General features: G+C 38.8%; 31 protein-coding genes and 1 pseudogene. 13 read left to right on the top strand and 19 right to left on the bottom strand.

Features of this window, described 5'->3' with window-relative positions; translation table 11 throughout:
* The first annotated feature begins 108 nt into the window (after nucleotides 1-108).
* Complete coding sequence (locus AB1280_RS20600; RefSeq protein ID WP_429756833.1) at nucleotides 109-1,179, top strand: NAD(P)/FAD-dependent oxidoreductase; 1,071 nt, start codon at nucleotides 109-111, stop codon at nucleotides 1,177-1,179.
* A gap of 62 nt (nucleotides 1,180-1,241) precedes the next feature.
* On the opposite strand, the gene AB1280_RS20595 is transcribed toward AB1280_RS20600, so the two are convergent.
* From AB1280_RS20595 to AB1280_RS20585, 3 genes are all read right to left on the bottom strand, one after another.
* On the bottom strand, nucleotides 1,242-2,039 hold the full coding sequence (locus tag AB1280_RS20595; protein ID WP_429756832.1) for a nucleotidyltransferase domain-containing protein: 798 nt from the start codon (nucleotides 2,037-2,039) through the stop codon (nucleotides 1,242-1,244).
* Nucleotides 2,027-2,317, bottom strand: a complete 291-nt coding sequence (locus AB1280_RS20590) for a hypothetical protein (protein WP_429756831.1) — start codon at nucleotides 2,315-2,317, stop codon at nucleotides 2,027-2,029. The genes AB1280_RS20595 and AB1280_RS20590 overlap by 13 nt, the downstream gene beginning before the upstream one ends.
* A gap of 81 nt (nucleotides 2,318-2,398) precedes the next feature.
* Complete coding sequence (locus tag AB1280_RS20585; RefSeq protein WP_429756830.1) at nucleotides 2,399-2,707, bottom strand: YuzD family protein; 309 nt, start codon at nucleotides 2,705-2,707, stop codon at nucleotides 2,399-2,401.
* Nucleotides 2,708-2,886: 179 nt separating this feature from the next.
* On the opposite strand from AB1280_RS20585, the pseudogene AB1280_RS20580 reads away from it, so the two are divergent.
* A pseudogene (locus AB1280_RS20580) lies at nucleotides 2,887-3,105 on the top strand (NifU family protein); the annotation flags it as partial.
* Between the two features lie 773 nt (nucleotides 3,106-3,878).
* Here AB1280_RS20580 and yutH read toward each other — a convergent pair.
* On the bottom strand, nucleotides 3,879-4,880 hold the full coding sequence (gene yutH, locus AB1280_RS20575) for a spore coat putative kinase YutH (protein WP_429756829.1): 1,002 nt from the start codon (nucleotides 4,878-4,880) through the stop codon (nucleotides 3,879-3,881).
* 117 nt (nucleotides 4,881-4,997) lie between these two features.
* Between yutH and AB1280_RS20570 the strand changes: the two genes are divergently transcribed.
* Nucleotides 4,998-5,489, top strand: coding sequence for a phosphatidylglycerophosphatase A family protein (locus AB1280_RS20570; RefSeq protein WP_272189204.1), 492 nt, complete (start codon nucleotides 4,998-5,000; stop codon nucleotides 5,487-5,489).
* Between the two features lie 146 nt (nucleotides 5,490-5,635).
* Here the strand turns inward: AB1280_RS20570 and AB1280_RS20565 are convergent, their stop codons facing one another.
* Nucleotides 5,636-6,106: a GNAT family N-acetyltransferase gene (locus AB1280_RS20565; protein WP_429756828.1), complete on the bottom strand. Its 471-nt coding sequence runs from the start codon at nucleotides 6,104-6,106 to the stop codon at nucleotides 5,636-5,638.
* Between the two features lie 173 nt (nucleotides 6,107-6,279).
* Between AB1280_RS20565 and AB1280_RS20560 the strand changes: the two genes are divergently transcribed.
* A complete protein-coding gene (locus tag AB1280_RS20560; RefSeq protein ID WP_429756827.1) occupies nucleotides 6,280-6,861 on the top strand; it encodes an NAD(P)H-dependent oxidoreductase in 582 nt (193 codons plus the stop codon).
* 30 nt (nucleotides 6,862-6,891) lie between these two features.
* Here the strand turns inward: AB1280_RS20560 and AB1280_RS20555 are convergent, their stop codons facing one another.
* From AB1280_RS20555 to hepT, 6 genes are all read right to left on the bottom strand, one after another.
* Nucleotides 6,892-7,425: an iron ABC transporter substrate-binding protein gene (locus AB1280_RS20555; RefSeq protein ID WP_429756826.1), complete on the bottom strand. Its 534-nt coding sequence runs from the start codon at nucleotides 7,423-7,425 to the stop codon at nucleotides 6,892-6,894.
* Nucleotides 7,426-7,577: 152 nt separating this feature from the next.
* A complete protein-coding gene (locus tag AB1280_RS20550) occupies nucleotides 7,578-8,927 on the bottom strand; it encodes an MFS transporter (RefSeq protein ID WP_429757380.1) in 1,350 nt (449 codons plus the stop codon).
* A 62-nt stretch (nucleotides 8,928-8,989) separates the two neighbouring features.
* Nucleotides 8,990-9,052 (bottom strand): tetracycline resistance efflux system leader peptide, encoded by a 63-nt coding sequence (locus AB1280_RS20545; RefSeq protein ID WP_429757379.1) that lies wholly within the window; start codon nucleotides 9,050-9,052, stop codon nucleotides 8,990-8,992.
* Between the two features lie 254 nt (nucleotides 9,053-9,306).
* Nucleotides 9,307-10,071, bottom strand: a complete 765-nt coding sequence (locus AB1280_RS20540; protein ID WP_429756825.1) for a TIGR01457 family HAD-type hydrolase — start codon at nucleotides 10,069-10,071, stop codon at nucleotides 9,307-9,309.
* 92 nt (nucleotides 10,072-10,163) lie between these two features.
* Entirely contained in the window at nucleotides 10,164-10,799 is a 636-nt protein-coding gene (locus tag AB1280_RS20535) for a helix-turn-helix transcriptional regulator (RefSeq protein ID WP_272189196.1), read from the bottom strand.
* 72 nt (nucleotides 10,800-10,871) lie between these two features.
* On the bottom strand, nucleotides 10,872-11,312 hold the full coding sequence (hepT, locus tag AB1280_RS20530; RefSeq protein ID WP_272189195.1) for a type VII toxin-antitoxin system HepT family RNase toxin: 441 nt from the start codon (nucleotides 11,310-11,312) through the stop codon (nucleotides 10,872-10,874).
* A gap of 148 nt (nucleotides 11,313-11,460) precedes the next feature.
* On the opposite strand from hepT, the gene glpX reads away from it, so the two are divergent.
* From glpX to AB1280_RS20515, 3 genes are all read left to right on the top strand, one after another.
* Nucleotides 11,461-12,432 carry a class II fructose-bisphosphatase gene (glpX, locus tag AB1280_RS20525; RefSeq protein WP_429756824.1) on the top strand — a complete coding sequence of 324 codons (972 nt, stop codon included), beginning with the start codon at nucleotides 11,461-11,463 and terminating at the stop codon, nucleotides 12,430-12,432.
* Nucleotides 12,433-12,447: 15 nt separating this feature from the next.
* Nucleotides 12,448-12,714 carry a DUF3055 domain-containing protein gene (locus AB1280_RS20520; protein ID WP_272189193.1) on the top strand — a complete coding sequence of 89 codons (267 nt, stop codon included), beginning with the start codon at nucleotides 12,448-12,450 and terminating at the stop codon, nucleotides 12,712-12,714.
* A 371-nt stretch (nucleotides 12,715-13,085) separates the two neighbouring features.
* A complete protein-coding gene (locus tag AB1280_RS20515) occupies nucleotides 13,086-13,631 on the top strand; it encodes a cytoplasmic protein (RefSeq protein ID WP_429756823.1) in 546 nt (181 codons plus the stop codon).
* An 88-nt stretch (nucleotides 13,632-13,719) separates the two neighbouring features.
* Here the strand turns inward: AB1280_RS20515 and AB1280_RS20510 are convergent, their stop codons facing one another.
* Complete coding sequence (locus tag AB1280_RS20510) at nucleotides 13,720-14,022, bottom strand: YutD family protein (RefSeq protein ID WP_272189191.1); 303 nt, start codon at nucleotides 14,020-14,022, stop codon at nucleotides 13,720-13,722.
* A gap of 255 nt (nucleotides 14,023-14,277) precedes the next feature.
* On the opposite strand from AB1280_RS20510, the gene AB1280_RS20505 reads away from it, so the two are divergent.
* From AB1280_RS20505 to AB1280_RS20485, 5 genes are all read left to right on the top strand, one after another.
* Nucleotides 14,278-14,850, top strand: a complete 573-nt coding sequence (locus AB1280_RS20505; RefSeq protein ID WP_429756822.1) for a YhcN/YlaJ family sporulation lipoprotein — start codon at nucleotides 14,278-14,280, stop codon at nucleotides 14,848-14,850.
* 110 nt (nucleotides 14,851-14,960) lie between these two features.
* Nucleotides 14,961-15,737, top strand: coding sequence for a YhfC family intramembrane metalloprotease (locus AB1280_RS20500; protein ID WP_429756821.1), 777 nt, complete (start codon nucleotides 14,961-14,963; stop codon nucleotides 15,735-15,737).
* Nucleotides 15,738-15,877: 140 nt separating this feature from the next.
* On the top strand, nucleotides 15,878-16,456 hold the full coding sequence (locus AB1280_RS20495; protein WP_429756820.1) for a histidine phosphatase family protein: 579 nt from the start codon (nucleotides 15,878-15,880) through the stop codon (nucleotides 16,454-16,456).
* 46 nt (nucleotides 16,457-16,502) lie between these two features.
* Nucleotides 16,503-17,195, top strand: a complete 693-nt coding sequence (locus tag AB1280_RS20490) for a YoaP domain-containing protein (RefSeq protein ID WP_429757378.1) — start codon at nucleotides 16,503-16,505, stop codon at nucleotides 17,193-17,195.
* Between the two features lie 22 nt (nucleotides 17,196-17,217).
* Nucleotides 17,218-17,685, top strand: coding sequence for a YbaK/EbsC family protein (locus AB1280_RS20485; RefSeq protein ID WP_429756819.1), 468 nt, complete (start codon nucleotides 17,218-17,220; stop codon nucleotides 17,683-17,685).
* Between the two features lie 29 nt (nucleotides 17,686-17,714).
* Here the strand turns inward: AB1280_RS20485 and AB1280_RS20480 are convergent, their stop codons facing one another.
* Together AB1280_RS20480 and lipA are read right to left on the bottom strand one after the other, a co-directional pair.
* The gene (locus AB1280_RS20480; RefSeq protein WP_429756818.1) at nucleotides 17,715-18,047 is read right to left on the bottom strand and encodes a DMT family transporter; all 333 of its coding nucleotides are present in this window, start codon (nucleotides 18,045-18,047) and stop codon (nucleotides 17,715-17,717) included.
* Between the two features lie 81 nt (nucleotides 18,048-18,128).
* Complete coding sequence (gene lipA / locus AB1280_RS20475; RefSeq protein WP_272189184.1) at nucleotides 18,129-19,025, bottom strand: lipoyl synthase; 897 nt, start codon at nucleotides 19,023-19,025, stop codon at nucleotides 18,129-18,131.
* Between the two features lie 189 nt (nucleotides 19,026-19,214).
* On the opposite strand from lipA, the gene AB1280_RS20470 reads away from it, so the two are divergent.
* Nucleotides 19,215-20,204: a M23 family metallopeptidase gene (locus AB1280_RS20470; RefSeq protein WP_429756817.1), complete on the top strand. Its 990-nt coding sequence runs from the start codon at nucleotides 19,215-19,217 to the stop codon at nucleotides 20,202-20,204.
* Between the two features lie 18 nt (nucleotides 20,205-20,222).
* Here the strand turns inward: AB1280_RS20470 and yunB are convergent, their stop codons facing one another.
* From yunB to sufB, 5 genes are all read right to left on the bottom strand, one after another.
* Nucleotides 20,223-20,960: a sporulation protein YunB gene (gene yunB, locus AB1280_RS20465; RefSeq protein ID WP_429756816.1), complete on the bottom strand. Its 738-nt coding sequence runs from the start codon at nucleotides 20,958-20,960 to the stop codon at nucleotides 20,223-20,225.
* 52 nt (nucleotides 20,961-21,012) lie between these two features.
* Nucleotides 21,013-21,315, bottom strand: coding sequence for a YunC family protein (locus AB1280_RS20460; protein ID WP_272189182.1), 303 nt, complete (start codon nucleotides 21,313-21,315; stop codon nucleotides 21,013-21,015).
* 69 nt (nucleotides 21,316-21,384) lie between these two features.
* Nucleotides 21,385-22,776, bottom strand: coding sequence for a bifunctional metallophosphatase/5'-nucleotidase (locus AB1280_RS20455; protein ID WP_272189231.1), 1,392 nt, complete (start codon nucleotides 22,774-22,776; stop codon nucleotides 21,385-21,387).
* Nucleotides 22,777-23,185: 409 nt separating this feature from the next.
* Nucleotides 23,186-24,718, bottom strand: coding sequence for a thiol-activated cytolysin family protein (locus tag AB1280_RS20450; protein WP_429756815.1), 1,533 nt, complete (start codon nucleotides 24,716-24,718; stop codon nucleotides 23,186-23,188).
* 227 nt (nucleotides 24,719-24,945) lie between these two features.
* Complete coding sequence (gene sufB, locus AB1280_RS20445) at nucleotides 24,946-26,343, bottom strand: Fe-S cluster assembly protein SufB (RefSeq protein WP_272189180.1); 1,398 nt, start codon at nucleotides 26,341-26,343, stop codon at nucleotides 24,946-24,948.
* Nucleotides 26,344-26,362: the final 19 nt, after the last annotated feature.

Genomic DNA, 26,362 nt, shown 5'->3' with positions numbered 1-26,362 from the left:
ATTTGCTTCTAAATTCGATATAATTTGAATGAGTAAAGTCAAAATATTTTTGTAATATAAAAATTTCTATGATTAGGGGATATTTCAACAGAAAAGGGGTAATCCATCATGAAGCACCTCGTAATACTTGGTGGCGGCTACGGTGGAATGAGAGTTTTACAACGTCTTCTTCCGAGCAACCAACTTCCAGATGATGTTCAAGTGACATTAATCGACAAAGTACCGTATCACTGTTTTAAAACAGAATACTACGCATTAGTAGCAGGAACGATTTCTGAAACGCATATTCGCATTCCATTTCCAGAGCATCCACGACTAAATATTCAATACGGCACGATAACCAACGTTGATCTAGAAAACAAAGCTGTTCATCTTGAGGACGGTGAAGTTATCAATTATGATGACTTAATTATCGGACTTGGTTGTGAAGATAACTATCACAACGTTCCAGGAGCGAAGGAAAACACATATAGCCTTCAATCCATTGAGCAAGTTCGTCAAACATATCAACAACTAAATGGTTTAGAACCACATGCAACAGTTGCTGTTGTAGGAGCTGGATTAAGCGGTGTTGAAGTAGCAAGTGAGCTTCGCGAAAGCCGTCCAGACTTAAATATTTATTTATTTGACCGAAAAGATCGCATTCTTTTCCCGTTCCCAGAGAAATTAAGTAGATACGTAGAAGAGTGGTTTTTGAAACATAATGTTACAATTGTTCGCAACTCGAACATTACAAAAGTAGAACCAAATATTGTGTATAACCACGATGAACCACTTGAATGTGACGCAATCGTATGGACAGCTGGCATTCAAGCAAGTGAGATTGTTCGTAATCTGCCTGTCGAGCATGATAATAGTGGCCGGGTTGCATTAACAAAATATCATAATATTCCAGATTACGAGAATGTATATGTGCTAGGTGACTGCGCTGCACTGCCACATGCACCATCTGCGCAGCTTGCAGAAGGGCAAGGCGAACAAATTGTCCAAATATTATTAAAACGTTGGAACAATGAAGCCTTACCAGAAGAACTACCTGTCATTAAACTAAAAGGCGTTCTCGGTTCTCTCGGTAAAAAACACGGCTTCGGTTTACTCGCAAATCAGCCGTTAATGGGCCGCGTACCTCGCCTTTTAAAATCAGGAATTCTTTGGATGTATAAGCATCATAATGGTTAAAAAAACAAGAGCTGCACAGCAGCTCTTGTTTTTTTCTGTTGCTTTAAAGGGGAAGTTCCACTTTATCTTTCCCACCTCTTCTTACATTCCTCTATCCAAAATAACAAATACTGCTTCGTCATCTCAGCACGTCTCCATCTTGATAAAGACGGTTTTAACCCTTCTTTTTGACGAATCCAGTACACCTCTTGCAAAAGCGGCTCCCATTCTTTACAATACTTCATCATATATTGTAGCCCTTCATCTTTAGAAACAATCCGTTCCATTTCTAATGTGCATATAATACGGCCCATTGTCACAACTGCAGACTCTACCCATTCTGTAGCTAAAAATAAATATGGACGCTTTACTTTCTCACTCCAATATTGTTCCACATTGTATTTCATTGTGCTTATAACATCATCCCACGTTACTACATACGGAAGCTCATTTGACTTTTGGCCCAAAACCGTAATACCGCAATTTTTTATCGTCCACCACGTCACAGAGTTAATGTCCCAATGGCCTTCCTTTATTTTTCCCTCTGAACAATATAAGTACGGTGACATCTCATGATTTTGCTTTCCTACATGAGCAAGCGGAATATACATTCCGTCCATTCGTTTACCGAGTTCATGTGTACTGAGCCTCTTATGTAATTCACGTATTTTCACTTTCTCTGCTTCACTGAATTGTTCTTTCATAACCGTTACAAAGTCAATATCACTCGTTTCGAGATGAAACGCAGCTAGTGCTAGTGAACCATATACATACACACCAACTAGCTTTTCATTCGAAATCATTCCCTGAAGTTCATTCACATATTGATCTAAGAAGAACTCCACTTCTTTTGGTATAGAATACTCCATTACGATACCCATAAATATACTCCTAACGCTGCTGCCACATTAGGAATCGCTGCAAATGCATTCGTTTTAGCAGATTGAAAACGGGATTCTTTTCGCGTTGGCTTTTCCGAAGCAAATGTCCCCCTTGCTCCTAAAATAAATCCATCTATACAAAGAAATGCCGCACTAGCTAAGAAAAAGACGCTTAGCCAGCCTGCTAACGATTGAATCGCAGCTGTATCCCCTTTCATATAAGCAATACCGCTGAGTACCAAAAGTCCGATAATCCCCATTACAAACCCCTTCTTCATCTCGTTCATCCTCCTAAGTATAGAAAAAGCCCCTGCGATTAGTAATCTACGTTGCAAGAGCTCTGTAAGTGATATGTTATATTATAAATATTTCTCAATTTCTTCGTATACATCCTTTAAGCGCGGATTGCCCTCTCCGACAATTTCATTATTCACGAGAACAACAGGATAAAATAAGTCTTCTTCAATGACACGCTCTACAAAAGCTCGTTTTTCTTCCGCTTCCTGCTCCTCATAAATATCCACATATTCAAAATGAAACTTCTCTTCTTGCCCTTCATATTTTCGTCCGATTGCTGCTTGCAGCCATTCATACGTTTCTGTTGAAGATGGCATTCCAACGCAGCTTGCACATACAACTTTCGCCCCATACACACTAACTTTTATCATATTCTCTCCCCCATTTGCACGTATATTTTTTTCTGTACCTCATTTGTCACATATAAGAAGAAAACTTCCATAAACTATTTTGACAACGTAAGAAAGACATAAAAAATAGATTTTCCCCTGTATCTTGATTATAATAAAACTGATGAAAGGAGTCGATAAAAATGGAAAACGAAAACTTACACGAACAAGTAGTAGAAGTATTAGATAAATTACGTCCATTCTTACTTCGCGATGGCGGTGACGTAGAATTAGTAGATATCGAAGACGGTATCGTTAAATTACGCCTTCTAGGCGCTTGCGGCAGCTGCCCAAGTTCTACAATCACATTAAAAGCTGGTATCGAGCGTGCGCTTTTAGAAGAAGTACCTGGAGTAATTGAAGTAGAACAAGTATTTTAAATTTAAAAGTGAAGCCGACCGTTTAGCCCTGACGGCTAAGGTTCTTTCGCACAGAAAGTGTTTTTTACTTTCTCGTGCGGAAGAACCTTAGACGCGAAGGGCTGGAAGGCGGAGCTGGATAATGTAAAAGCGGAAGCGGCTCGCTCAGAACAGGAGGGGGATGGAGCTTCTGACATAGAGGTGCTTTTTGCCTCGGCGGAAGACGCGAAGCCACCGACTGTTCTAGCCGCTGAAGCTAGATAATGTAAAAGCGGAAGCGGCTCGCTCAGAACAGGAGGGGGATGGAGCTTCTGACATAGAGGCGCTTTTTGCCTCGGCGGAAGACGCGAAGCCACCGACTGTTCTAGCCGCTGAAGCTAGATAATGTAAAAGCGGAAGCGGCTCGCTCAGAACAGGAGGGGGATGGAGCTTCTGACATAGAGGCGCTTTTTGCCTCGGCGGAAGACGCGAAGCCACCGACTGTTCTAGCCGCTGAAGCTAGATAATGTAAAAGCGGAAGCGGCTCGCTCAGAACAAGAGGGGGATGGAGCTTCTGACATAGAGGCGCTTTTTGCCTCGGCGGAAGACGCGAAGCCACCGACTGTTCTAGCCGCTGAAGCTAGATAATGTAAAAGCGGAAGCGGCTCGCTCAGAACAAGAGGGGGATGGAGCTTCTGACATAGAGGCGCTTTTTGCCTCGGCGGAAGACGCGAAGCCACCGACTGTTCTAGCCGCTGAAGCTAGATAATCTAGAAGAAGAGACCCACCACGGTCTCTTTTTTCTAAATTACATACTACGTAAGCCAATCAAGCTTACGAATTCCTAACTTATCAATGGGTAAACGAATAAGATCATAAAACTGCTGAAGAAACTGTTCCGAATGATCTACGCGCTGCAAAATGGTGTCTAACTTATCTTGGTATACAGATTTTTGCGCCTCACTTCCCGCTAAATAATATCCTTCAACTGTTTCAAAATAATGAAGCGGAAAAAGAAGACGGGCAAATAGTAACCGCCATCCAAACGAAGATAATGGATAGTTCCGTTCGTAGTCGCTTATAAACTGCGCAATCGTTTCTTCCCAGTTCTCTCTTTTTTCAAAAGAAGTATGACGTACCCATTCGGCTAAGTCACGACTTGGATGGTCATATACCCAATCAACTGGCAGCTTTAATCGCTTTGTCTGACGCCAAAGCAAGGGTGTAAATCGTTCCTGACAAATGGTTGCAGCATCAGCAACTTGAGGAGTATCATCAATTTCTGTATCTACTACATATTGAATCGCATTTTCGGCAAGACCTAAGTAGTATGGAAATGATTCAATAAATAATTGTTCAAACATATCAGTAGGGTGACTCACCATTTTGGATTGCCAAAAACGTTCGAGCTGATCTAATCGTTTTTCCCAAAGCGACTTCCATTCACCAATTCGGCTGAGATGTTCAATTTCTTCAGAAAAGAATGCACCGCGCTTATGAAATAATGATAGCTCACTTCCTAATGAAGTGACATTACGCTCTAACGTACGTATTCCCTTTAACAAACAATAATTTTTTTCTTCTATCTCGCTAACGTAATAACCTTGTACGTTTGGCACAAACGTCGCAACGGTAATATCACCTTGCTGATTCATATAATCACTTAATTTCTTCATTTCAACAAGCTCTTCTTCTTGCAAATGATCCGTAGGAAGAAGCACATAAATTTTATTACGAACCCAAAAGCTGTTATAAGGACCAAGAGTTGTAAATTCTTTGACGTGTATATGATAGTTCTCATAAATATGTTGAATCATCATACTCGCCACCTATATTTTTTTCTATATATATATGAGCTGCTAATTAACTTTCATGCCTATGCACATCATAATTCTATACGTATACAATATTAAAAAGAAAAAAAGGTGATAAACATGACACAACGAAATGAACTACAAGAAAGAGCATTACAATTACTACAAGAACGCGGTGTAAAAATTGACGATATTGCAGAACTCGTTCATTTTCTTCAAAAAAATTATCATCCAAATTTAGCAATGGAAGAATGCCGTTATAATGTAGAACGCGTCTTATCCAAACGTGAAGTACAAAATGCCCTCATTACAGGAATTGAATTAGATGTTCTTGCCGAAAAAGGTTTGCTAAGTGCACCTCTTCAGGACATCATCCACCGCGATGAAGGATTATACGGAGTAGACGAAGTTGTCGCCTTATCTATCGTCAACGTATACGGCTCAATCGGTTTCACAAACTTTGGCTATATCGATAAATTGAAACCAGGTATTTTAAAATATTTAAACGATAAATCTACAGGTAAAGTTCATACATTCCTCGATGATATCGTTGGAGCGATTGCTGCTGCTGCATCAAGTCGCTTGGCGCATAGAGCTGCACATACTGAATAAGGCAAAACAAGAAAACCAGCTTCCATATAAAAAGAGCTGGTTTTCTTGTTTATCCCGCTATTCGTGGGCAGTAATACCCCCACCTCGAAATCTAGCAAAAGCAAAAAAGTTAGGGGGAAAAACCTCCCACTGATTAAAGTTTCACTTTATCCCCCATACTCCATAAGCTGAAATTCTCTACCTCTACTCATAAAAGAAACTTTCTTTTGGAAACCTGCTTTCATGTATAGATGAATGGCCCGTTCATTAAAAGCAGCCACACTTAATCGAATTTTCTCTGGTCTAAACTTATCCTTCGCAAACTGCAATCCCGCTTGTAAAAAAGATATCCCCAGCCCATTTCCTGTTAACACTGGTTTCATCCCAAGTCCGATATCTATGACGTGCTCACCTGTGTATAACTTCGCTTCTCTTCCGCCCGGCACCTGTGCATTATCCCCAAAACAAAAATAACCGATGAGTTCATCCTGTTCATCACAAACACCGTAATATGTACCATCAAGCAATTCTTTTAATGTTTCACCTTCCCCAGTAAAACTATACAGTTCATACGGGGCCTCATATTGCCATGTATTGATTTCTTCTGCTTCTTCGATTGTAAGGTTATGAATGTTCATCTGTATGTTCTCCTCGCTTTCCTTATACCTATTCGCTCACACGAAAAGAATTCCTGTTATGCAAAGCATCTTCTTTGCTTCCCCTTCAACAAGTAACTATAATAGTTACAGGTGGGTGTTTTTGCCTGATTTTGAACATACTACTCACATATCCACATATAGGAGGATTGGTAATGAAACATTTAATCGTTTATGCACATCCGAATCCACAAAGCTTTAACCACGCAATTCTAGAAACAATGCAAGGACAACTACAAGAAAAAGGACACGAAGTACGCGTTCGCGATCTATATGCAATCAACTTCAATCCTGTATTAGCTACCGATGATTTCATTTCATTTTCACAAGGAAATACACCGGCTGATATTCAAGCTGAGCAAGAGCATATTACATGGGCAGATGTGATTACCTTCATTTATCCAGTCTGGTGGACAGGTCTTCCTGCCATTTTAAAAGGGTATGTAGATCGTGTATTCAGCCACGGATTTGCTTACGCATACGGCGCAAATGACATTGAGAAATTATTAACAGGTAAAAAAGGTTTATTATTATCCACAATGGGAAACTCGAAAGAAAATTATGCTGCAAGTGGCATGTTTGAGGCAATCAAGAAAACAACAGGCGCAGGTATCTTTGATTTTACTGGTATTGAGACAGTAGAGCATGCTTTTTATACGAGCGTTCCTTCTGTGGATAACGAGACGAGAGAACAATACCTTAAAGAAGTGAGAGAGCTTGTGAATCGTTTGTTCTAGTGAAAAATCCACCTTGTGAAGGTGGATTTTTCAGCTCCCCATAATTTTAGGAATATATCTTTGCAGAACTTCTTCTAACTCTTTTATATCTTCATTTCGAATTAATAAGTTTACATGATTATTCCACTTTTCTATACCGCGATCCAAAAAGACATTCTCTTGTGGAAACTGTCCCTGTACAAATGTTTTATAACCTTTTACTTCTTCATAAGGATAATAATTTATTCCATCCACAACTCCTGCTTCATAAACCTCGATGTCCTTTAACAATTGAATCGTTAAAAGGCTCATGAAACAAATTGTTACTGCATAAACTCCCGCTTGTAATAAAAATCTTTCAAAACTATCAATCTCGCCATTTATATATTTAACATACGTTAAAATGAGTTGTGCAATGAAGTAAACGGGACAAAATAGCATAAACAAGCACCGTTTTGTCCGTCGATACATCGCAATCCGTTTTCCAACTTGCTTTTTTATATGCTTTATCTTATATATTTTCCATAATAGACATGCGAAACCACATGTCATGAAAATAAGAATGACCATTAATACTGGATTCATTTCTATCCCCCCATACTTCTATCTTATCTAATTATTTTTGTATGAAAAATGCAATTTTGCATAATCGTCTTGTAGTCATCTCATACAAACTCTTGAAACATTCTGGTGAATGAAAAGAAGCCAAACAGTTTCGCTTGGCTTCTCAACATCAATTACAATTCATTTCTTCTACTATAAGCTACCGTATAGATGGTTGCACCAATTAATACGGCAACAATAAAAACGAGTAGTAAATTACTATACAAGTACGCTTTCGCATTTTGTATAGTAGAAAGTAAAGGATATTCTAGCATATGTTTTGTTAATAACCCGCCAACAATCGCTATCCCTATCCCTTCTGCTAAGAAGCATGCGAAGCTGAGAAATCCCATACCTGCACCGACTTCCTTTGACCCTAAAGCAGCCGCAACACTCGTAGAAATTACTGTTTTAACGAAGGAGAGTCCTCCAAACATTACGATTAGCATAGCAGAAACTAACCATGGTGTTTGATCAGCAAATAATGAAATGATAAAAAAGCTTGCAAGAATGAAAGATGAGCCAAGCCATAGAACAAATGTAGTTCCTCGTTTATCAACTAAACTACCACCAACAGTGCCGAATACCATTACACTCATCGTCCCAGGGAATATAATCCATCCAATCATACTTACAGACAGTTGGTGTACACCTCTCATCATGTAAGGAATCATTGATATACAACCTGCCACAGTACCTAGGAGAATGCAACCAGTTAGAACTCCTAATATAAACTTTCGGTTTATAAATAATCTTGGTTCTATAAAAGGCTGTTCAACCTTGTGTATATGCAAAGCGAATCCTGCAAATATCACAAAACTAATCGCCAAGTACAACCAATTATATTGTGTTGTATATATAGTAAATGTGACAATTCCACAAAATAGTAACGCTATCCCAAAAATATCTATCCTTTGCCCCTTTGTAGATTCATTCGGAAGTTCTTTTAGAAAAAAGGGGATCGTGAAAAGTGTCAGCATTGGAATCAGAAAAAGAAAGGGCCACTGTACATAATGGGCAACCGTCCCACCAAGAGCTGGGCCTATTCCTTCCCCCACAGCTACTAACGAGCCGATTATACCAAATGCTTTCCCGCGATCTTCTGATTTCACATAGCGTGCAACGATTACCATAATAAGCGCCGGCACTGCTGATGCCCCAACACCTTGAATAAAACGTGCAGCAATTACAGTAAAAAAATGAGAATGTGCCAACACGCCTAAAAGTGAACCAGCGCTATAAGCTAGCAGACCAAAGAGAAGTAAATTCTTCACACCATATTTATCACTCATTGTTCCATACGCGATTGACCCAATCGCAAATGAAATCATAAAACTTGTATTTACCCAGTTAGCCAAAGACGGTGATATACCAAGGTCCTTCGCGATATCAGGTAAAACTACATTAAATAACATTTCGGTCAATACACTAAAGAAAGCAAGAAAGCCAAGCCATAGAAAAGCCTTCTTCACATCAGTAAACATATAATTCGGTAAATCTTTTTCCATCAGGATGATACCCCCATATTAAAGGGGAACCACGCAGTTTATAGGGTAAATGATACGTTATCCCCTTGAATTTGTACCCTCATCGTTTTTCTGCACTTCATAAATACGCCTCCTCATCACATTTTCCATATTATACTATTTGTCTGTTCAGCAAGAAAGAAATAAAATCTCACACAATTCGACCACATCTATCACCAGAACGAATTTTTTATAATAAAGTGAAACTTCCATCAGTGGGACAGTTTTCATTCCCCACCTTTCTTCCTCGATTCTCTCTCAATTTTGGGGTCGGGACCTACTGCCCGCGAATAGCGAAATAAAAAATAGGCAATCGTAAATGATTGCCTATCTCTTCTTACATCTTCTCAATCCACTCCGTCAAACTGTGGACAACATGCGTCGGTTGCACGTCATATTCTGTTAACTTCTCCACAGATGTGACTCCTGTGTGGACAAGTAGTGTATCCATGCCCGCATTCATGCCTGCTAAAATATCAGTGTCGTAGTTATCCCCAACCATTAATGTTTCTTCTTTCGTTGTTCCGAGTACTTTTAATGCTTGCTCCATAATAACGGATTCTGGTTTACCAATGAAAGTTGGATTTACTGTTGTGGATACTGCTACAACGGATGTTAAGGAACCGTTCCCTGGTAATAAGCCGCATTCTGTCGGAATGGCAATATCACCGTTTGTTGAAATGAATGTTGCCCCGTTTCGAACAGCTAAGCACGCTTTTGCTAGTTTTTCATACGTCACTTCTCGATCTAACCCCACAACGACAAAATCCGGATTACTATCTACAAGTGTGAATCCTTTTTCCACAAGTGCATCACGCAAACCTTCTTCTCCAATCATATAGACAGAAGCATTTTGTTTTCTTTCATATATAAAATTCGCTGTTGCCATGCTTGTTGTAAATACTTGCTCTGGTGTAGCTGGAATATCAAACTGCAACAGCTTGTCTGCAACTTGCTCTGGTTTACGTGTCGAGTTGTTCGTCACAAATAAATAAGGTAAGTTCCGCTCTTGTAACGCTTTTATAAAATCACTCGCCTCTTCAATGCGTTCTTCGCCTCGGTACATTGTTCCGTCTAAATCAATTAAATAGCCTTTATACACAGGTGTCACTCCTTTTTGATACTTACTCTTTTCTTATCGTATCCTTTTTTCCAAAAGAAAAAAACGCTTTTTCCAAAAGCGTCTCGTAATGTTCATTTTTTCTCTTTTATTTGATATGAACAGAAACAGTCTCCATCACACATACTTGATAACACTTTCACATCAGCATTTGGCAATAGTTTATTATACATGCTTTTTTCATCATGACAAATTTGCGGAAACTTTGCTGCTACCTCCATTAACGGGCAATTTTGCTTTTGTAGGATGAAAGAACTTTCAGTTTCTTGTTCTACATGCACCATATATCCGTTTTTTTCTTGCATCACCGCAATTTCTTGTAAGCGCTCTAATGTTGTTTCCTTTCGATTCACACGTTTGGCTAATTGTTGTTCCATACGATTCGTTCTTGCCCGCAAAATCTTCTCAACGAGCTTCGCATCACCAATATGTTGCAAATCTTCTAACATCTCAACTGCAAATTTCTTATATTGCTTCGGAAACATGTCTTCTCCTTTTGCGCTTAAGCAATACACATACATCGGTCTTCCGACATGCTGCCGCACCATATTCACCTCAATAAGCTCATCCTTTTCGAGATTATTTAAATGACGGCGCACAGCCATCTCCGTAATTTGCAGCACTTCTGCTAATGTCGCAACAGTTTGTTCTCCTCTTACTTTTAAAAGTTGAAGAATTTCCTCTTTTGTGGACCGTGTCGCTTCCCCCATTTCTCAACCTACTTTCCTTTCCTACAGTTCTAATGGACCATGTTCATCATGGTCCATTAGAACAAAAATAATCTAATCTCCTGCAAACGCAGATACCGGACCAAGTTCTTGTTCCAAATAACGACGAATATTAGCAGGATATTGTTTTAGCATATCAATATGCTTTTGTACTGTATTATACACATCTGTGTGGTTCATATTTACATACTCTTGTACAATCATTCTCCGAAGACGAACAACTTCTTTTAAGCGTTCTCCTTCTTCATTTGTAACAACTTTTTCATCCATTAAAATATCAATAATGTCTTCATAGCTACCTGGGTCGCGCATAATAAATCCATCAATCATGGCATTGCCTACATCTAAAATACAATCGATCATGAGATGTGCCATACGCTCTAACGCATATTCATCAAGTGCTCCCTCATATTCTTGCTTCGTTTGAAATGCTGCAACAACTTTTTCTAAACACTGTAACATTTGTTCAATTTTTTTCCGATCTACAAAGTACATATATGTCACCTACCTGGTAATTAAAGCATTTTCATCACCAATTGTACCCTTTTATTCAAAAAAAATCGACAATTTTTCGAATTCACCTTTTTCTCGTTCTTTGCTATAGTTATATTTGTACGATTTTTGGAATTGGAGGAATGTCACAATGGAACGTGAACTCGCATTAGAAATTGTCCGTGTAACAGAAGCAGCAGCCCTGGCATCAGCACAATGGATGGGCCGTGGGAAGAAAAATGAGGCAGATGACGCAGCAACAACTGCAATGCGCACAATGTTTGACTCTGTTAACATGACAGGTACTGTTGTGATTGGCGAAGGGGAACTTGATGAAGCACCGATGCTTTACATTGGGGAAAAGCTCGGAACAGGAAACGGTCCAGAAGTAGACATCGCTGTTGACCCGTTAGAAGGAACAAATATCGTAGCGAAAGGTCTTGCAAACGCAATGGCTGTTATCGCTGTCGCCGATAAAGGAAACCTTCTACATGCTCCTGATATGTATATGGAAAAAATCGCGGTTGGTCCAAATGCAGCTGGTAAAATCAGCTTAGATGATCCAATTGAAAAAACAATTGAAATTGTAGCAAAAGCAAACAATAAAAAAATTCGTGACTTAACAGTTATTATCCAAGAGCGTGAACGTCATCAGGAAATTATTGACCGTGTTCGCACAAAAGGTGCACGCGTAAAGTTATTCGGTGATGGTGATGTTGGGGCCTCTATCGCAACAGCCCTTCCAGGCACAGGAATCGACTTATTTATCGGTACTGGCGGTGCCCCAGAAGGCGTTATCTCTGCTGCTGCACTGAAATGTCTTGGCGGAGAGATGCAAGCGCGTCTCGTTCCAATGAATGAGGAAGAAGAAGCACGCTGCCTTACAATGGGCTTAGAAAATCCACGTCAACTGCTTATGCTAGATGACTTAGTATCCGGTGATGATGCAATTTTCTCAGCAACAGGTGTATCCGCTGGCGAGTTATTAGACGGTGTGAAATTCCTTGGCGGCGATTTAGCAGAAACATATTCAATCGTTATGCGCTATAAAACAAGAACAGTGCGCTTTATTAAAACGCACCACCATTTAGATCATAAACCACACTTAAATTTAGATATTTAAAAAGGAGTCATGTTCATGGAAGAACGTTTTTTTCTTTACGATGACACAGTAGAAACGAAAACACGTTTCGTAAGCTTTATGGGAGAAAACGAGCGTCATGATTTAGCGCTTTTGTACTCCGATCGTCATTATGGCAAAACAATTGTCCTTGATATGCAGCGCAATAAATTTGCAATTATCGGTCGTGACGATTTAGAAGAACCTGGCTACTTAGAACATGCATTTTCGATTTCTGAAGAAAATGCAGAAGAATTACGTTCGTTTTTATTTGAACTGTTGTAATCCATATCACCGGCTTGTCATAGAGCTGGTGATTTTTTCTTGTTACTTGTTTTGAATTTTCAGTTTAATATGATATACTAACGACAAATCTGTTTGGATAGAAAGGATGTTACACTACGTATGCCAACATTTACTTTGTAATGGATAAGCAACTGGATAGCATTACTCTCAAAAAAGCACAACGCTTTTTTCAAGGGAGTAGTCTGCCCAATTCCCATTACAAAGGAACGTAGCACATCTGCAGTATGATTGTTACGAAGGTTCCTCACAAGGGAACCTTCTTTTATTTTTCTCTTTTTTCTATATTTCATACCGCAAGACATCCAAATAGATGTCTCACGTTCCTTTATCTAAATACGAGGTGAAGGAAAATGCAGAACGTACAACTTTTTTGGAACTTATATAAATCAGAATTAGAAACAACTATAGAAAAACATTGTAAAAATTGTGGTCACACAATTCTTTTTACTGACACAGACATTCGCCGGCATAACGCGAACGGTAAAAACATTTATCGTTTTGCGATTTACAAATGTAGCAAAGGGCATACTTGGAACAGAAAATTACGCATTTACAAAACCTACTCTGAGCATGCTGAAACAGTCGACACGTTTCAGGAAGAGCACCAAGAATCGCTAAGCAACATTTCAATTTTGTCCTATCCAAATGAAGGAATAACCGAACTAACCATTCTATTACAGTCCGTTCACGGAGTATTTCGCATCGACAAAGCACTTGCCACCTATATTTCAGAATGGAGCCGTACAGTCATTACAGAAAAAATTAAAGATGGAGTTATTCAACTAAATGGTCAACAGATTAAACCAAATACCAAACTTGCTGCTGGTGATTGTATTTCTATATGCATTCAGTCTACTTGTCATACGACGAGTCAAGCGGCTAAAACAGAATCATAAATATAGTAACCACTTCAACACATCCGTAAAAACTGAATTACATTAAAAGGTAGAAGGAGCTGACTTTTTAAAAGCCAGCTCCTTCTTTTTACTTCTTCACTTTTCTCACTACAAAATATGAGCACCCAAAATTACAGTACTCATATAAATACTCTGATAACGTACTAATTTTTGTGTCATACGTTGCGCGCTGGTTACTATCATCAAAAAAGCCCCGTAAACGAAGTTGATCATAGCCCCAATCGCCTACAATATAATCATATTTATTTAAAATTTCTGCATAACGAGCTTTAAATGCTTCTTCATTAAATCCATTTCGTTTCTCTTCTATTACTTCATACTGGATATTATTCACATAAACTGTAGTGCGAATCTCCTGCTTCTGCTCCATTTTCCAATCCCTTTCCTCTTCTTTCTTCTTTTTATCGTATCATAAAGCCACAAAACCAACAATTTCAAATACAAAAAACCTTCTTAGTGGGAAATGCTATAAGGTGAAACTTCCTTTTGGGATGCTTTTCTCCAAAAGGTTAGCCCTCACCAATCGGGCTCTTACGGGTAGTTAACACTATCTTGCTTTCTCTAACCATTACTGCCCGCTAGAGCGGGGGAGAATGAAACTTTCATCAAGAAGGAGAACATCATCATGAAAAAACAACTGCTCTTATCCCTTCTCACTCTTTCCATCTTTGCTGGATGTCAAACAAAGAAAGCAGAAATGAAACGTGAAGAAGGAAGCCGAGTACTCGTATCAGAACATAAAGACCTATACGGGAAGGACGTACCAAACCGCATGTTAACAAGAGTTGGCTATTCTCACAAACAAAAAGATGAAGTATCCAATCGCCAAGTTGGTACCATTAACAAAGAACGATTAGCAGAAATGATTACAGATTTAATTGTGAAATTACCAGATGTGATGAATGCCGCAACACTTGTAACAGATGACGAAGTTTTTGTTATCTACCGAGCAAACACGACAGACCCAGCTTTAGTTGCTGATCAAGTACAAAAAACAGCACTGTCTATCGTTCCCCGCTATTACAAAGCATATGTATCAACAGAACAAAAATTAATATCACAAATTCAAGGACTAAAATCAGGCACATTAAACGATAAAGAATATGCCCAAACACTTGATATGCTCAAACGCGAAATGAGCAAAAACCCGCACTTAAATAATACACAAACAGATACAATGCCTAATACACTGAAGTAAAGCACTACCGAATCAAATAACCTGGGAAGATAATCTCAGGTTATTCCCTAAACATTTCACCGTTTTTCAGGCATAATATAGAATATATATATTAGAAAGTGGTGAAATTTATGGTTTCAAATGCAGCAATTGGAAGTATAATCATCCAAATCGCGATTTCTGTTCTTATTCCGATTATTGCCCTCATTTATTTTCGGAAAAAGTATAAAATTTCTTTCAAAATTGTCGGTGTCGGAGTTGTATTTTTCATTGGATTCTCACAAATTTTAGAGAAAACGTTACATGTATTTATATTGGGAAATCCAGCGACAGCTTCACTGTTAAAAAATACGTTTATCTATGCCCTATATGGCGGATTAACAGCTGGCATTTTTGAAGAACTTGGACGTTTTATTGCCTTTTACTTTTTACTCAAAAAGTATCAGGAATATAAAGACGGTCTCGCTTACGGAATTGGTCACGGAGGGATTGAATCATTATTAATTGGAGCAACTGCTGGAGCCCAAACCCTTGTATTTGCTTTCGCAATTAATAACGGCACCTTCGCCCAAATGATTGAAAAAGTACCACAGCTCAGCGCCGTCCAAGACGCATTAGTACATAATCCACCTTACCTCTATTTATTTGGCGGCGTAGAACGAGTCGTAGCTTTTATTATGCAAATTGCTCTTACAATGCTTGTCTTATACGGTGTAAAGTATAAAAAGTACATGTTTGTAGGATTAGCAGTATTTCTTCATGCGTTTACTGACTTTTTTGCAGCACTTTACCAACGCGGACAAATCCATTTGTTCGTAATCGAAGGACTTATGATACTGTTTGGTATCGGTGCTTACATGATTATTCGTAACATAAAGAAAAAATTCACATTAGAACATGCAAGCTAAGCCGAGCCGGCTTAGCTTTTTCTTTTGTAAGTCCAATCTCCTAATAATTAGAAAGAAGAGGATTTTTCACTCTATTTGTCGAAGTACGTACAGGTTCGCCTATATAACTTTCACTAACTATTAGAAGAGAGGGATGAATTATGAAGAAATTAATTGTTGTCCGCCATTGCATGGCAACTGGACAAGAACATGATGCTCCCCTTACAAAAATAGGTGAGCATCAAGCAAAGGACCTTGCCAATTTTCTCATTACAGCACGGCTTCCAATCGACAATATTATCTCTAGTCCCTTTACTCGTGCTATCCAATCCATTACACCTTATGCATCACATATACAACTCCTGATTCAGGAGGATGAGCGGTTAACTGAGCGTATATTAAGCGGCGCTCCAATGAGTAACTGGCTACAAATGTTAGAGCAGACTTTTACAGAAACAGATGTCGCCTTTCCTGGCGGAGAATCTACGCGCCAAGCGACAGAGAGAGTTCAATCACTTATCCACAGCATATTACAAGATGATACACAAAAAGTAACACTACTCGTTACACACGGTAACTTATTCACACTCATCTTAAGGATTTTTGACGAAAGCATCGGTTTTTCCATATGGAAAAGCTTAAGTAATCCAGACGTATACGAAATTACGATTGAACAAGATGCAGCAACTATCCATAGATTGTGGGGGATACATTGTGAAATGGATTCACGTAACTGCTGATAATTTAGAATCAGAACACATTTGCTGTGCTATATCTGACAAGAGAATGGCACGCGGAGTCCAGCAAAAGAAAGCATGGTTACAAAAGCGAATTGAAGAAGGACTTGTCTTTAAAAAGTTAGATGTAAATGGAAAAGTATTTATTGAATACCTTCCAGCTGAATACGCCTGGGTACCTATTATAGCTCCAGGATATTTGTGTATAAACTGCTTTTGGGTATCCGGACGCTTTAAAGGACATGGGCACGGCGCGGCATTGTTAGAAGAATGTATACAAGATGCAAAAAGCAGTGGTAAACACGGTGTTGTTGTAATTTCAAGCAAGAAGAAACGCCCGTATTTATCTGATGGGAGCTATTTAAAGAAAAAAGGATTCGAAGTTTGTGATACGGCACCACCTTACTTTGAATTACTCGTGTATAAGTTTGATTCTGGGACACCTGCTCCACAATTTCATACGAGCGCAAAAGAAATGCATGTTGAAACGCAAGATGGATTGGTTGTGTATTACACAGATCAATGCCCTTTTACTGATTATTATGTCCAGCAAGAATTGAATGAAATTGAACAAGAATACAATATTGCCATTCAGCGTAATAAAATTTCAAACCGGGAAGCTGCCCAAACTGCGCCGTGTGCCTTCACAACATATAGCGCTTTTTATAATGGACAATTTCTTACCCATGAAATTATAAACAAAAAGAAATTCGAAAAGTTGTGGAAAACATCCCAAAAGTGAAACGAAAGGAGCTTGCATTCCGATGTATGAAGAAGTCATCTCGTTATTACATAAAACGAATGTTTTATATGAGAAATTTGAACACGAACCTATTTTAGATTACGAAACAGATCGGCTCATTCGAGAGCGCCTCGGCTTAGATGGCGAACCGAGTAAAAGCCTGTTTATGAAAACAAAATCTGGGGATTACTATGTCTTTTTTACGTTAGAAGGGGCTCGTTTTGATATAAAGCAAATGAAAGACATCATTGGTACACGTGTATCACTTTGTTCACCTGATGAACTAAGAGAGCAAACAGGATGCATTTCAGGATGCGTTGCTCCGTTTGGTTATACACAAGATGTAACGATTATTGTGGATTCTTCTATTTATCAATGCGAAAAAATATTAATTTCGCCCGGCGTCCCTGAATTTACAATTTCTTTATCCACAGAAGAATTACGAAAAATTTTATCCACATGTGGAAACACTGTCTTAGAATATGGATGAAACAAGAGCTGAACATTTCAGCTCTTGTTTCATCCATGTGCACTGGAACCCGACATATTTAATACAACAACTCCACCAATAATAAGTACTAAGCCAACGAGTGTCTGCCATGTAAAAGCATCCTTCCAGATAAGAACACCGATTACTGCCGTTAACGCTGTACCAACTCCTGACCAAATCGCATAAGCGGTGCTAATTTGAAGATGCTGCAATGTTTGTGACAAAAAATAAAAGGCAGATGCAAACCCAAGAACAACTCCGATACTTGGCCATACCTTCGTAAAACCCTCTGATAGCTTTAGCATCGTTGTTCCAAAGACTTCACTCACAATTGCAAATGCTAAAAAAATAAATCCTTTCATAAGCTTCTCCCTTTCTATATCTAATCAATCTTTCCCGAAAAAAAATCCCCCTTAGCTCATTTACTAAGAAGGATCTCCTCATTATTTTGCTTGTACTGTATTCTCTTTTGCAGATTGTACTTGCTCATCAGCATGGTAAGAAGAACGCACAAGTGGACCAGCCTCACAGTGACTAAAACCTTTGCTAAGTGCAATTTCTTTTAGCTCTGCAAATTCTGCTGGTGTGTAATATTTAATAACCGGTAAGTGCTTTTTAGACGGCTGTAAATATTGACCAAGCGTCAAAATGTTAACGTTGTTTGCACGCAGGTCATCCATTGCTTCGATAATATCTTCTGTTGTTTCACCAAGTCCAAGCATGATGCTTGATTTTGTCGGAATGTCTGGCTGCATTTCTTTTGCACGACGTAAAAACTCTAATGAACGATCATATTTTGCTCTTGCGCGAACTCGGTCAGATAATCGACGTACTGTCTCAATGTTATGATTTAAAATATCAGGACGTGCATCCATTAACATTTTTAAATTCTCTTCTACCCCACCCATATCAGATGGTAAAACTTCAATAGACGTAAACGGACTTTTGCGACGAACAGCACGTACTGTTTCCGCAAAAACAGCTGCTCCTCCGTCTTTCAAATCATCACGTGCAACCGCTGTTATAACAACATGTTTTAAGTTCATTTGATCCACGGAATCCGCTACGCGTTCTGGCTCTTGCAAATCAAGCTCTGTTGGTAAGCCTGTTTTAACAGCACAGAAGCGACATGCACGTGTACAAACTGCACCTAGAATCATAAATGTTGCTGTTTTACGAACAGCCCAGCATTCGTGAATATTCGGGCATTTCGCCTCTTCACAAACGGTATGAAGGTTCTTAGAACGCATCATTTTCTTTAAGCCTGTATAGTTTTCATTTGTATTTAATTTAATTTTTAACCATTCGGGCTTGCGCTTGTATTCTGTTTGTTTTGTCATGTTCATCAACTCCGCACAATATGAAATAGTTTACCGTGTTCGCTCTTTTCAATGTAACATATCTATTCTATCGTATGAAAGCGATTTGCTCAAATGAAGATTGCAAGAATTCTTTCCAATTATTACTTATAATGAAATATCGTGTATATCTCACACTAAAGGTAGTGATTCGGAAAGGAGCTTACTACCGTGCATCGAAAACTTTTCCTTTTGCTTTTTATTTCTTTTTTTCTTCAGGCGAATATTGTGCATGGGGAAGAAAACAAGCAAGATATATATAAGAAGCGAATGACATTATACAAAGAAATGGAGACCGTCTCTCTTATTCCATGGTACTACTTCGCTGCGATTGATCAATACGAGCGAAATATTCGTTCTGTACGCCGCGATATTCCGAAAAAGCCAGATGCTACGATTTCAATTTATTTCAAACCAGAAATGTGGGCTGGCCCAGCTAATCCAAACTTACATGATACAAAACCTTATACAATTTCCTTATTTGGAGGCATCGGTTTAGACGGAAACGAGGATGGATTAGCGGATGCAAATAATGAAAAAGATGTTCTCTACACAATGGCTACCATAATAGGAAAACAAGGGGAAAAGCGAGAACAATTAAAAATTATGCTGTGGGAATATTATCAGCGGTCAAAAACAGTAGAGTTAATATTAGGGTATGCTCGTATGTATAAACATTACAATCGAATTGATTTAGAAAGAAATGTCTTTCCCCTTCCCATTCACAGCAACCATAGCTACCGCAGCACATTTGGTGCGAAACGAAGCTTTGGCGGACGGCGTATGCATGAGGGAACAGATATTTTCGCCGGGCACGGTGTACCTGTTCGTTCTACTTGCTATGGCATTATTGAAACGAAAGGGTGGAATCGCCTTGGCGGCTGGCGCATCGGTATTCGCGACTTATACAACAACTACCACTATTACGCACATTTAGGCGGATTTTCAAAAGAAATAAAGCTTGGACAAATCATTGAACCGGGGACCGTCCTTGGGTTTGTTGGCAGCACTGGCTACGGTCCTCCTGGAACAGCTGGTAAATTCCCCCCTCACTTGCATTTTGGGTTATATAAAGATAATGGCTATACAGAATGGGCATTTGATCCATATATGCATTTAAACTTATGGGAACGAAAAGAACGCATGAATATGAAGAAATAACAAAAAAAGCGGAAAACATTAGTTATCCGCTTTTTTCTCTTTCTTCTCCGGCGCAACCACTCCGCCGCTTCCGTAAAACCCGGGCACCTCACCTTGAATAATACGAGTTGCTACCGGAATATCTTGTTTTACCGTAACTTCTTTCGTATGAAACGGAATAATCACCTGAAGCGTCACTTCAATTTCCATCACAATTTTAATCGCAGTATTATTAATGCCATGCGGCTCAAAATCTTGCTTAATATTCGTATACACATCGCCAATCGTTGTAAATGTAATCGGAATATCTGGACCTATATTACCAAGCAAAGCATTGTCTGTAATTCTACCGAGTGGAACAGATAGTGAAGGCCCACCTTCTTCTGGTATCCCTAACGCCTTCGTATCCCCTTTCTCTGCTTGGTGTAAATATTTTTCTATGTACGTTGTAGTCGAGGTTAAAATCTCATTCACTGCTTCTGTGTTCACATCCATCGTGGCCACTTTTCCGTTCTTATCAGTTTGCACTTTCATTAATGAATCAACGTTGATGCCTTGTGCAACCCTATCTTTCACTGCCTTCGTCATTACAACTGTCGCCGTCCGCTTCGTTTGCATTTCCGCATACCTCATTACCGTTGGGCGAATGCTTTTATTCACAAGCCACAAGCCTTGTAAGGTAAGAAAAACAAAAATAGCGAATGAAATAAGCAATACGTAACGAAATGGCAATGGTCCTTTCCGAAATCGAGAAGTTCGGGGGCGAAACGCACGCATAACAAAATCCCTCCTTCTTACACATGTATATGCAAAAAGGAGGGACGATATATTAAATCATTTTTAACAATGCTTTTTTTCCAATTGTACCAGCTGTAATTCCTAATCTCTCTGCCTCAACCGTAACCGACTCAAGGGGAGCTTCTAACAACTGCTCAATTGTTCTAACTCCAACGGCGCGTCCCGCAAGAATGCCGCGATCGCTTAACTTTTCATTTAATAACGCCACATCCAGCGCACCGCACATAATATATCCTTTATCGCTCATAACAGCTAACAGATTTGTTTTCGGAAGCTGTACACTCACTGCTATAAACGTATGTTCATTTATGATAATAGGTTCCATATTAACCATAGTTCACACTCCTCTCTCTTTATCTGTATGAAAAGAGAAAAACGAATGTGAATAGGGCAACGCAGCAGACTATAATTTTACAGATGATGCATATGTCAGTAATGTATTGGTCAAAACATCACGGAGTAGTTCCGGCATATAATATTCTTTTTCAGATACGACTGCCAGTTCTGGATACAAATAGCCGAACGTGAACATATCAATCGTCCCTACTGTGTAAATCCGTTCTAGGTCCAATGATTCTCCGTTAATTATGACATCTTCGAGTAATATTTTATTATTCGGAATCGTATCTGGGATCACTTCAACACCCGCATATATCATTTTCCCCATAACTTTTCCGCGGAATCCTAAGCCCTTCACTTCAAGCTGTTCCATACTCGGACGACGCGCTTTCAAAATCACATCTCGCAATGTTTTTCCTGTTATCTGCAAACGGCACGGGTTAATTGGATGTGGGCAAATCCGATGAATATCCCCTCGTGTCACGACACCTTCTTGTAGTCCTTCGAGTAGTACGCCTGCATTTACAATACCAATTTCGGCATTGCACCATTCTTTCAGAGAATCAGCAAGCATATGAGTAAATTTCGTTTCTTGAAACCAATCCATTTCTAGTGGTTCTTTTAAAGTGACAACAGGCTCTGCCATGATGAGCTTACTCTCTTGCTCCAATTCTTCTAATAAAGCATGAGATGCGCCGTATGCACCTAATCGCTTCGTGTTAATTGCTCTGCCATCTTTTTTCGTCACTTTCTTTGTCTCTACATCCACCGTTATTTGCACATGTCCGACATAATGTCCCCACTTCTCACCGCAGCAAAGAAGTGTTTCATTCACCAATACGCCGCGTTCAAATAAATGGTGAGTATGTGCGCCTAAAATAACATCTATGTCATAATGCTCTGCCATGTATTCATCAGCATTTTTCCCTAAATGAGACAAGACAACAATGACATCCGCCTGCGAACGTACCTCTTCTAAAATGGATTCTAAATGCAAATACGGATCTTCAATATGCCAATCTAGCTTCGCATAAAAATCAGGATATGCGACTGTTAAACCAATGAATAGGACGGTAATTCCGTTATCAAGCGTTTGCAGTACATATGGTTTCACCCACTTCGGACGAGTTCGGTCACTTTCAAATAAATTAGCAACAAGCACTTCAAAATTCGCATCGTCATAGAGATGAGCCAACTGCTCTTTAGCAAGAGTAATCCCTTCATTGTTCCCAATTGTTACATAATCGTACAATGCCTCATTTAGAAGCTGCACATTTCCCCTTCCACTCGTTGCCTCAGAAATCATATGAAAACGATCAACGTGATCGCCAATATCTAATGTAAACACCGCCTCATCAGCAGCAAGACGACGCTTTTTCTCTTCTAACACAAAACGAGAAATTTGCGGCCAATTTTCAAAATGACTATGTATATCATTCGTATGATAAAGATGAATTGTAACTTCTTGCAGAGAAAAAACCTCCTCTCAATTCCATACTTCTTGTTTACGCTCTATATAAGCTTGAATCCTGTAAATACTTTTCGCCTTTTCTTGCTATTTTACATTGTACTCTCATTGAAGGAAAAAGCAAAAATTTCTTCTTTAAAAGGTAAGGACTGATTAAAAGATTTTCATGTGTCAAATGCGGTCGAATGGTCTTTATCCCGCTATTCGTGGGCAGTAAAGGCTGGAGAAGAGCAGGGAAGAAAACTGCCCGTAAAAGCCCGATTGAGCGGGCTTTCCATCAGTGAGAAAAGCGTCACTGATGGAAGTTTCACTTTATTTCGTGTCGAACCGCCGATAAATTTCTAGTCATGAAAAAAAACGCCCTGTAAACAGGGCGCTTCGGACGTATACATCACCTTTAATTATGACTAATATTATAAGTTGGGTATAATGTTGTTCCGCTAATCCAAATTTTGATTTCATTTGTTAACGGAACATTTTGTTCATTAATAACAGTTCTCCACCATTCCCATGCAAGGCCTGTACACTCTCTTGCTAAGACTTTTACATTTTTTGCATTCGGCGGAAGTGGTATAACTGTAGAGAAATGAGCCGTTTTGTCTTGGTTATTTCCTTCCCAAGTTTTATGAGTTAATACTTCTTTTCCATTCCCATCATACGAAAATTCATCCCAGGATACATCAAATTGAGCAACATATGCACCATAATGATCAAGCCTCATTTTAGCGCTAGAATATTCTGTAGTTGTAGTCTCGATATAATCTGTATTGTTATGAACAGCAGCAGTTGCGTTATCTTTTAAGAAAGTGCTTGTGTATGAAATTGGGTATGCTGGATTTTTAGAACTTAATTCTGCATTATCTTTAATGATATTTCGGATTTCATTAAAATCTTTTGTAACAACCTTGTTATGCTCTTTTGCATCTCCGCCTAATACTACAGCAGTAAAGGTACTGTCTTCAAAAATATCTTTGTACTGTCCACTCGCTTCAACGCCTTGACCCTTAATTAAGGCTTTAAAAGCAGCTTGTACATCTTTGCTTTTAGATGATGTTTCTAACTTCACATAAACTGTTCTACCATAAGCTACATTTGACACCATAACAGGCGGAGCCTCATTACTTACCCCTTTACGAGTTAACTCATCAAACGTAACACTATTATCAAAAAGGTCTGATGGATTGTTTGGTAGTTCTGCACTTACTGTATAAAAGATTTGCTTATATGCCGCAACCATCACTTTTTTCTCTCCATTTGCAACAGCATTAAAATCAATGTTCAGTGCATTGTCAAGATATTTAGCGTTAACATTAAGAGCACTTGCGATTTGAGATTTACTATACACCATAGATTCTGTATACTGCATTCTTGCAGGTAACGTATTTGTTTTTGAATACTTTTCATTCCAAGTAGATACTAACTCATCTACTGCTCCAGACACATTACCATATGTAGGATTTTGGACAGTAACTGTATTTTCTTTTCTCATGCCCGGTAAGTCGATACTAATATTCAAAGGTTTTCTCTTAGCCACTAATAAACTAGGTTGATTATCTGCAAAAGCTTTATTTGCAAGTTGTACTGCCCCTGGATAAGTACGATTAGCCACAGAATCAATAATTGAAATATCGACTGGTGAAGTTGTAAGTGATTTTTTCTCACGTTCAACTACTACAAATTTACCATTTGAATTTGTACCTTCTTTCGGAACAAAACTCTCTACTTTATCACCATTTACTGCTAAAATATCTCTACTATCATACTTTAAATTTCCTATGCCAGCATCAATGCCACTAGCATTTTTTTCCTGATCAACTGAAGTACTTTTAGGTGTTTCAGCGAAAGAAATAGATGAATAATTAAAAGTGCATAAACCAATTGATAAACATGCTAGTAATTTTATTCCTTTAACCTGATTTAAAAACTTCAAAAAACTCGCCTCCTTTTTTAGGAAAATTATATCATATATTACCTCCTTTTCGTTTAATTATTTTAATATAATAAAAAATAAATAAAAAAACTAAGAACGGAAGTAAGAAAACTTCGCCAAAAATAAAATACGTGTCCGAGCGACTTAAGCACGTAAAGGTGAAAGTCACTACAGACACGTATTTCCCTCAAAAGATTGAAGGGTATCATTTAAGGAGTTGGGACCCCCTATCCAATACTACCTTCCATCTCAAATTTGATTAGGCGGTTCATTTCTACTGCGTATTCCATTGGAAGTTCGCGAGTAAATGGCTCGATGAAGCCCATTACAATCATTTCTGTTGCTTCTTGTTCAGAAATACCGCGGCTCATTAGGTAGAATAATTGTTCTTCTGATACTTTTGATACTTTCGCTTCGTGCTCAAGTGAAACGTGATCGTTTTTGATCTCGTTGTAAGGAATTGTATCAGATGTAGATTGGTTATCCATAATTAATGTGTCACACTCGATGTTTGAGCGAGAGTTTGTCGCTTTTGGTCCGAAGTGTACAATACCACGGTAAGTTACTTTACCACCATGTTTTGCAATCGATTTAGAAACAATTGTTGAAGATGTATTTGGTGCTAAGTGAATCATTTTCGCACCAGCATCTTGGTGTTGGCCTTTACCAGCAATCGCGATTGATAATGTTAAACCGCGTGCGCCTTCACCTTTTAAGATAACAGCTGGGTATTTCATCGTTAATTTTGATCCGATGTTACCGTCAATCCATTCCATCGTTGCGTTTGCTTCACAAACTGCACGTTTTGTAACTAGGTTATATACGTTGTTTGCCCAGTTTTGGATTGTTGTATAACGGCAATATGCATCTTTCTTAATGATGATTTCTACCACCGCACTGTGAAGTGAGTTTGTTGTGTAAACAGGTGCCGTACAACCTTCTACGTAGTGTACGTGTGCGCCTTCGTCTACGATAATAAGCGTACGTTCGAATTGTCCCATATTTTCAGAGTTAATACGGAAATACGCTTGAAGTGGCGTATCAACTTTTATACCTTTTGGAACGTAGATAAATGAACCACCAGACCAAACTGCAGAGTTTAATGCAGAGAATTTGTTATCAGTTGGTGGGATTACTTTTCCGAAATGCTCACGGAAAATATCTTCATTCTCTTTTAATGCGCTATCTGTATCTTTGAATACGATCCCTAGTGCTTCTAGGTCTTCTTTCATGTTGTGGTATACAACTTCAGATTCGTACTGTGCAGATACACCCGCTAAATATTTTTGCTCTGCTTCTGGAATACCTAATTTATCAAATGTTGCTTTAATTTCATCAGGTACTTCATCCCAAGACTTCTCAGATTTCTCAGATGGTTTTACGTAGTACGTAATTTCATCAAAGTTTAAATCATTTAAGTCTCCGCCCCATTGTGGCATTGGCATTTCATAGAAGTGATCAAGGGATTTTAAACGGAAGTCTAACATCCACTGTGGTTCTTCTTTCATACGTGAAATTTCTTCTACGATTTCTTTTGTTAAACCGCGCTCAGCACGGAAAATCGAAACGTCTTTATCTTTGAAACCATATTTATAATCGCCGATATCTGGCAGCTGTTTCGCCATGTTCGTATGTCCCTCCTTG

Origin of the sequence: Bacillus sp. S10(2024), from assembly GCF_050473865.1 — a bacterium.
GTDB lineage: Bacteria > Bacillota > Bacilli > Bacillales > Bacillaceae_G > Bacillus_A.
This window is presented reverse-complemented; position numbering and strand designations above follow the sequence as displayed.

Bases quoted from the DNA above. Each gene is read 5' to 3' on its own strand.
- sufB (WP_272189180.1), bottom strand. From the start codon at position 26,343: ATGGCGAAACAGCTGCCAGATATCGGCGATTATAAATATGGTTTCAAA.
- AB1280_RS20480 (WP_429756818.1), bottom strand. From the start codon at position 18,047: ATGAAAGGATTTATTTTTTTAGCATTTGCAATTGTGAGTGAAGTCTTT.
- AB1280_RS20600 (WP_429756833.1), top strand. From the start codon at position 109: ATGAAGCACCTCGTAATACTTGGTGGCGGCTACGGTGGAATGAGAGTT.
- AB1280_RS20485 (WP_429756819.1), top strand. From the start codon at position 17,218: ATGTATGAAGAAGTCATCTCGTTATTACATAAAACGAATGTTTTATAT.
- lipA (WP_272189184.1), bottom strand. From the start codon at position 19,025: ATGACAAAACAAACAGAATACAAGCGCAAGCCCGAATGGTTAAAAATT.
- AB1280_RS20550 (WP_429757380.1), bottom strand. From the start codon at position 8,927: ATGTTTACTGATGTGAAGAAGGCTTTTCTATGGCTTGGCTTTCTTGCT.
- AB1280_RS20555 (WP_429756826.1), bottom strand. From the start codon at position 7,425: ATGAATCCAGTATTAATGGTCATTCTTATTTTCATGACATGTGGTTTC.
- AB1280_RS20565 (WP_429756828.1), bottom strand. From the start codon at position 6,106: ATGAACATTCATAACCTTACAATCGAAGAAGCAGAAGAAATCAATACA.
- AB1280_RS20570 (WP_272189204.1), top strand. From the start codon at position 4,998: ATGACACAACGAAATGAACTACAAGAAAGAGCATTACAATTACTACAA.
- glpX (WP_429756824.1), top strand. From the start codon at position 11,461: ATGGAACGTGAACTCGCATTAGAAATTGTCCGTGTAACAGAAGCAGCA.
- AB1280_RS20595 (WP_429756832.1), bottom strand. From the start codon at position 2,039: ATGGGTATCGTAATGGAGTATTCTATACCAAAAGAAGTGGAGTTCTTC.
- AB1280_RS20505 (WP_429756822.1), top strand. From the start codon at position 14,278: ATGAAAAAACAACTGCTCTTATCCCTTCTCACTCTTTCCATCTTTGCT.
- yunB (WP_429756816.1), bottom strand. From the start codon at position 20,960: ATGCGTGCGTTTCGCCCCCGAACTTCTCGATTTCGGAAAGGACCATTG.
- AB1280_RS20460 (WP_272189182.1), bottom strand. From the start codon at position 21,315: ATGGTTAATATGGAACCTATTATCATAAATGAACATACGTTTATAGCA.
- AB1280_RS20585 (WP_429756830.1), bottom strand. From the start codon at position 2,707: ATGATAAAAGTTAGTGTGTATGGGGCGAAAGTTGTATGTGCAAGCTGC.
- AB1280_RS20520 (WP_272189193.1), top strand. From the start codon at position 12,448: ATGGAAGAACGTTTTTTTCTTTACGATGACACAGTAGAAACGAAAACA.
- yutH (WP_429756829.1), bottom strand. From the start codon at position 4,880: ATGATTCAACATATTTATGAGAACTATCATATACACGTCAAAGAATTT.
- AB1280_RS20510 (WP_272189191.1), bottom strand. From the start codon at position 14,022: ATGGAGCAGAAGCAGGAGATTCGCACTACAGTTTATGTGAATAATATC.
- AB1280_RS20590 (WP_429756831.1), bottom strand. From the start codon at position 2,317: ATGAAGAAGGGGTTTGTAATGGGGATTATCGGACTTTTGGTACTCAGC.
- AB1280_RS20500 (WP_429756821.1), top strand. From the start codon at position 14,961: ATGGTTTCAAATGCAGCAATTGGAAGTATAATCATCCAAATCGCGATT.
- AB1280_RS20495 (WP_429756820.1), top strand. From the start codon at position 15,878: ATGAAGAAATTAATTGTTGTCCGCCATTGCATGGCAACTGGACAAGAA.
- AB1280_RS20515 (WP_429756823.1), top strand. From the start codon at position 13,086: ATGCAGAACGTACAACTTTTTTGGAACTTATATAAATCAGAATTAGAA.
- AB1280_RS20535 (WP_272189196.1), bottom strand. From the start codon at position 10,799: ATGGGGGAAGCGACACGGTCCACAAAAGAGGAAATTCTTCAACTTTTA.
- AB1280_RS20560 (WP_429756827.1), top strand. From the start codon at position 6,280: ATGAAACATTTAATCGTTTATGCACATCCGAATCCACAAAGCTTTAAC.
- AB1280_RS20490 (WP_429757378.1), top strand. From the start codon at position 16,503: ATGGCACGCGGAGTCCAGCAAAAGAAAGCATGGTTACAAAAGCGAATT.
- hepT (WP_272189195.1), bottom strand. From the start codon at position 11,312: ATGTACTTTGTAGATCGGAAAAAAATTGAACAAATGTTACAGTGTTTA.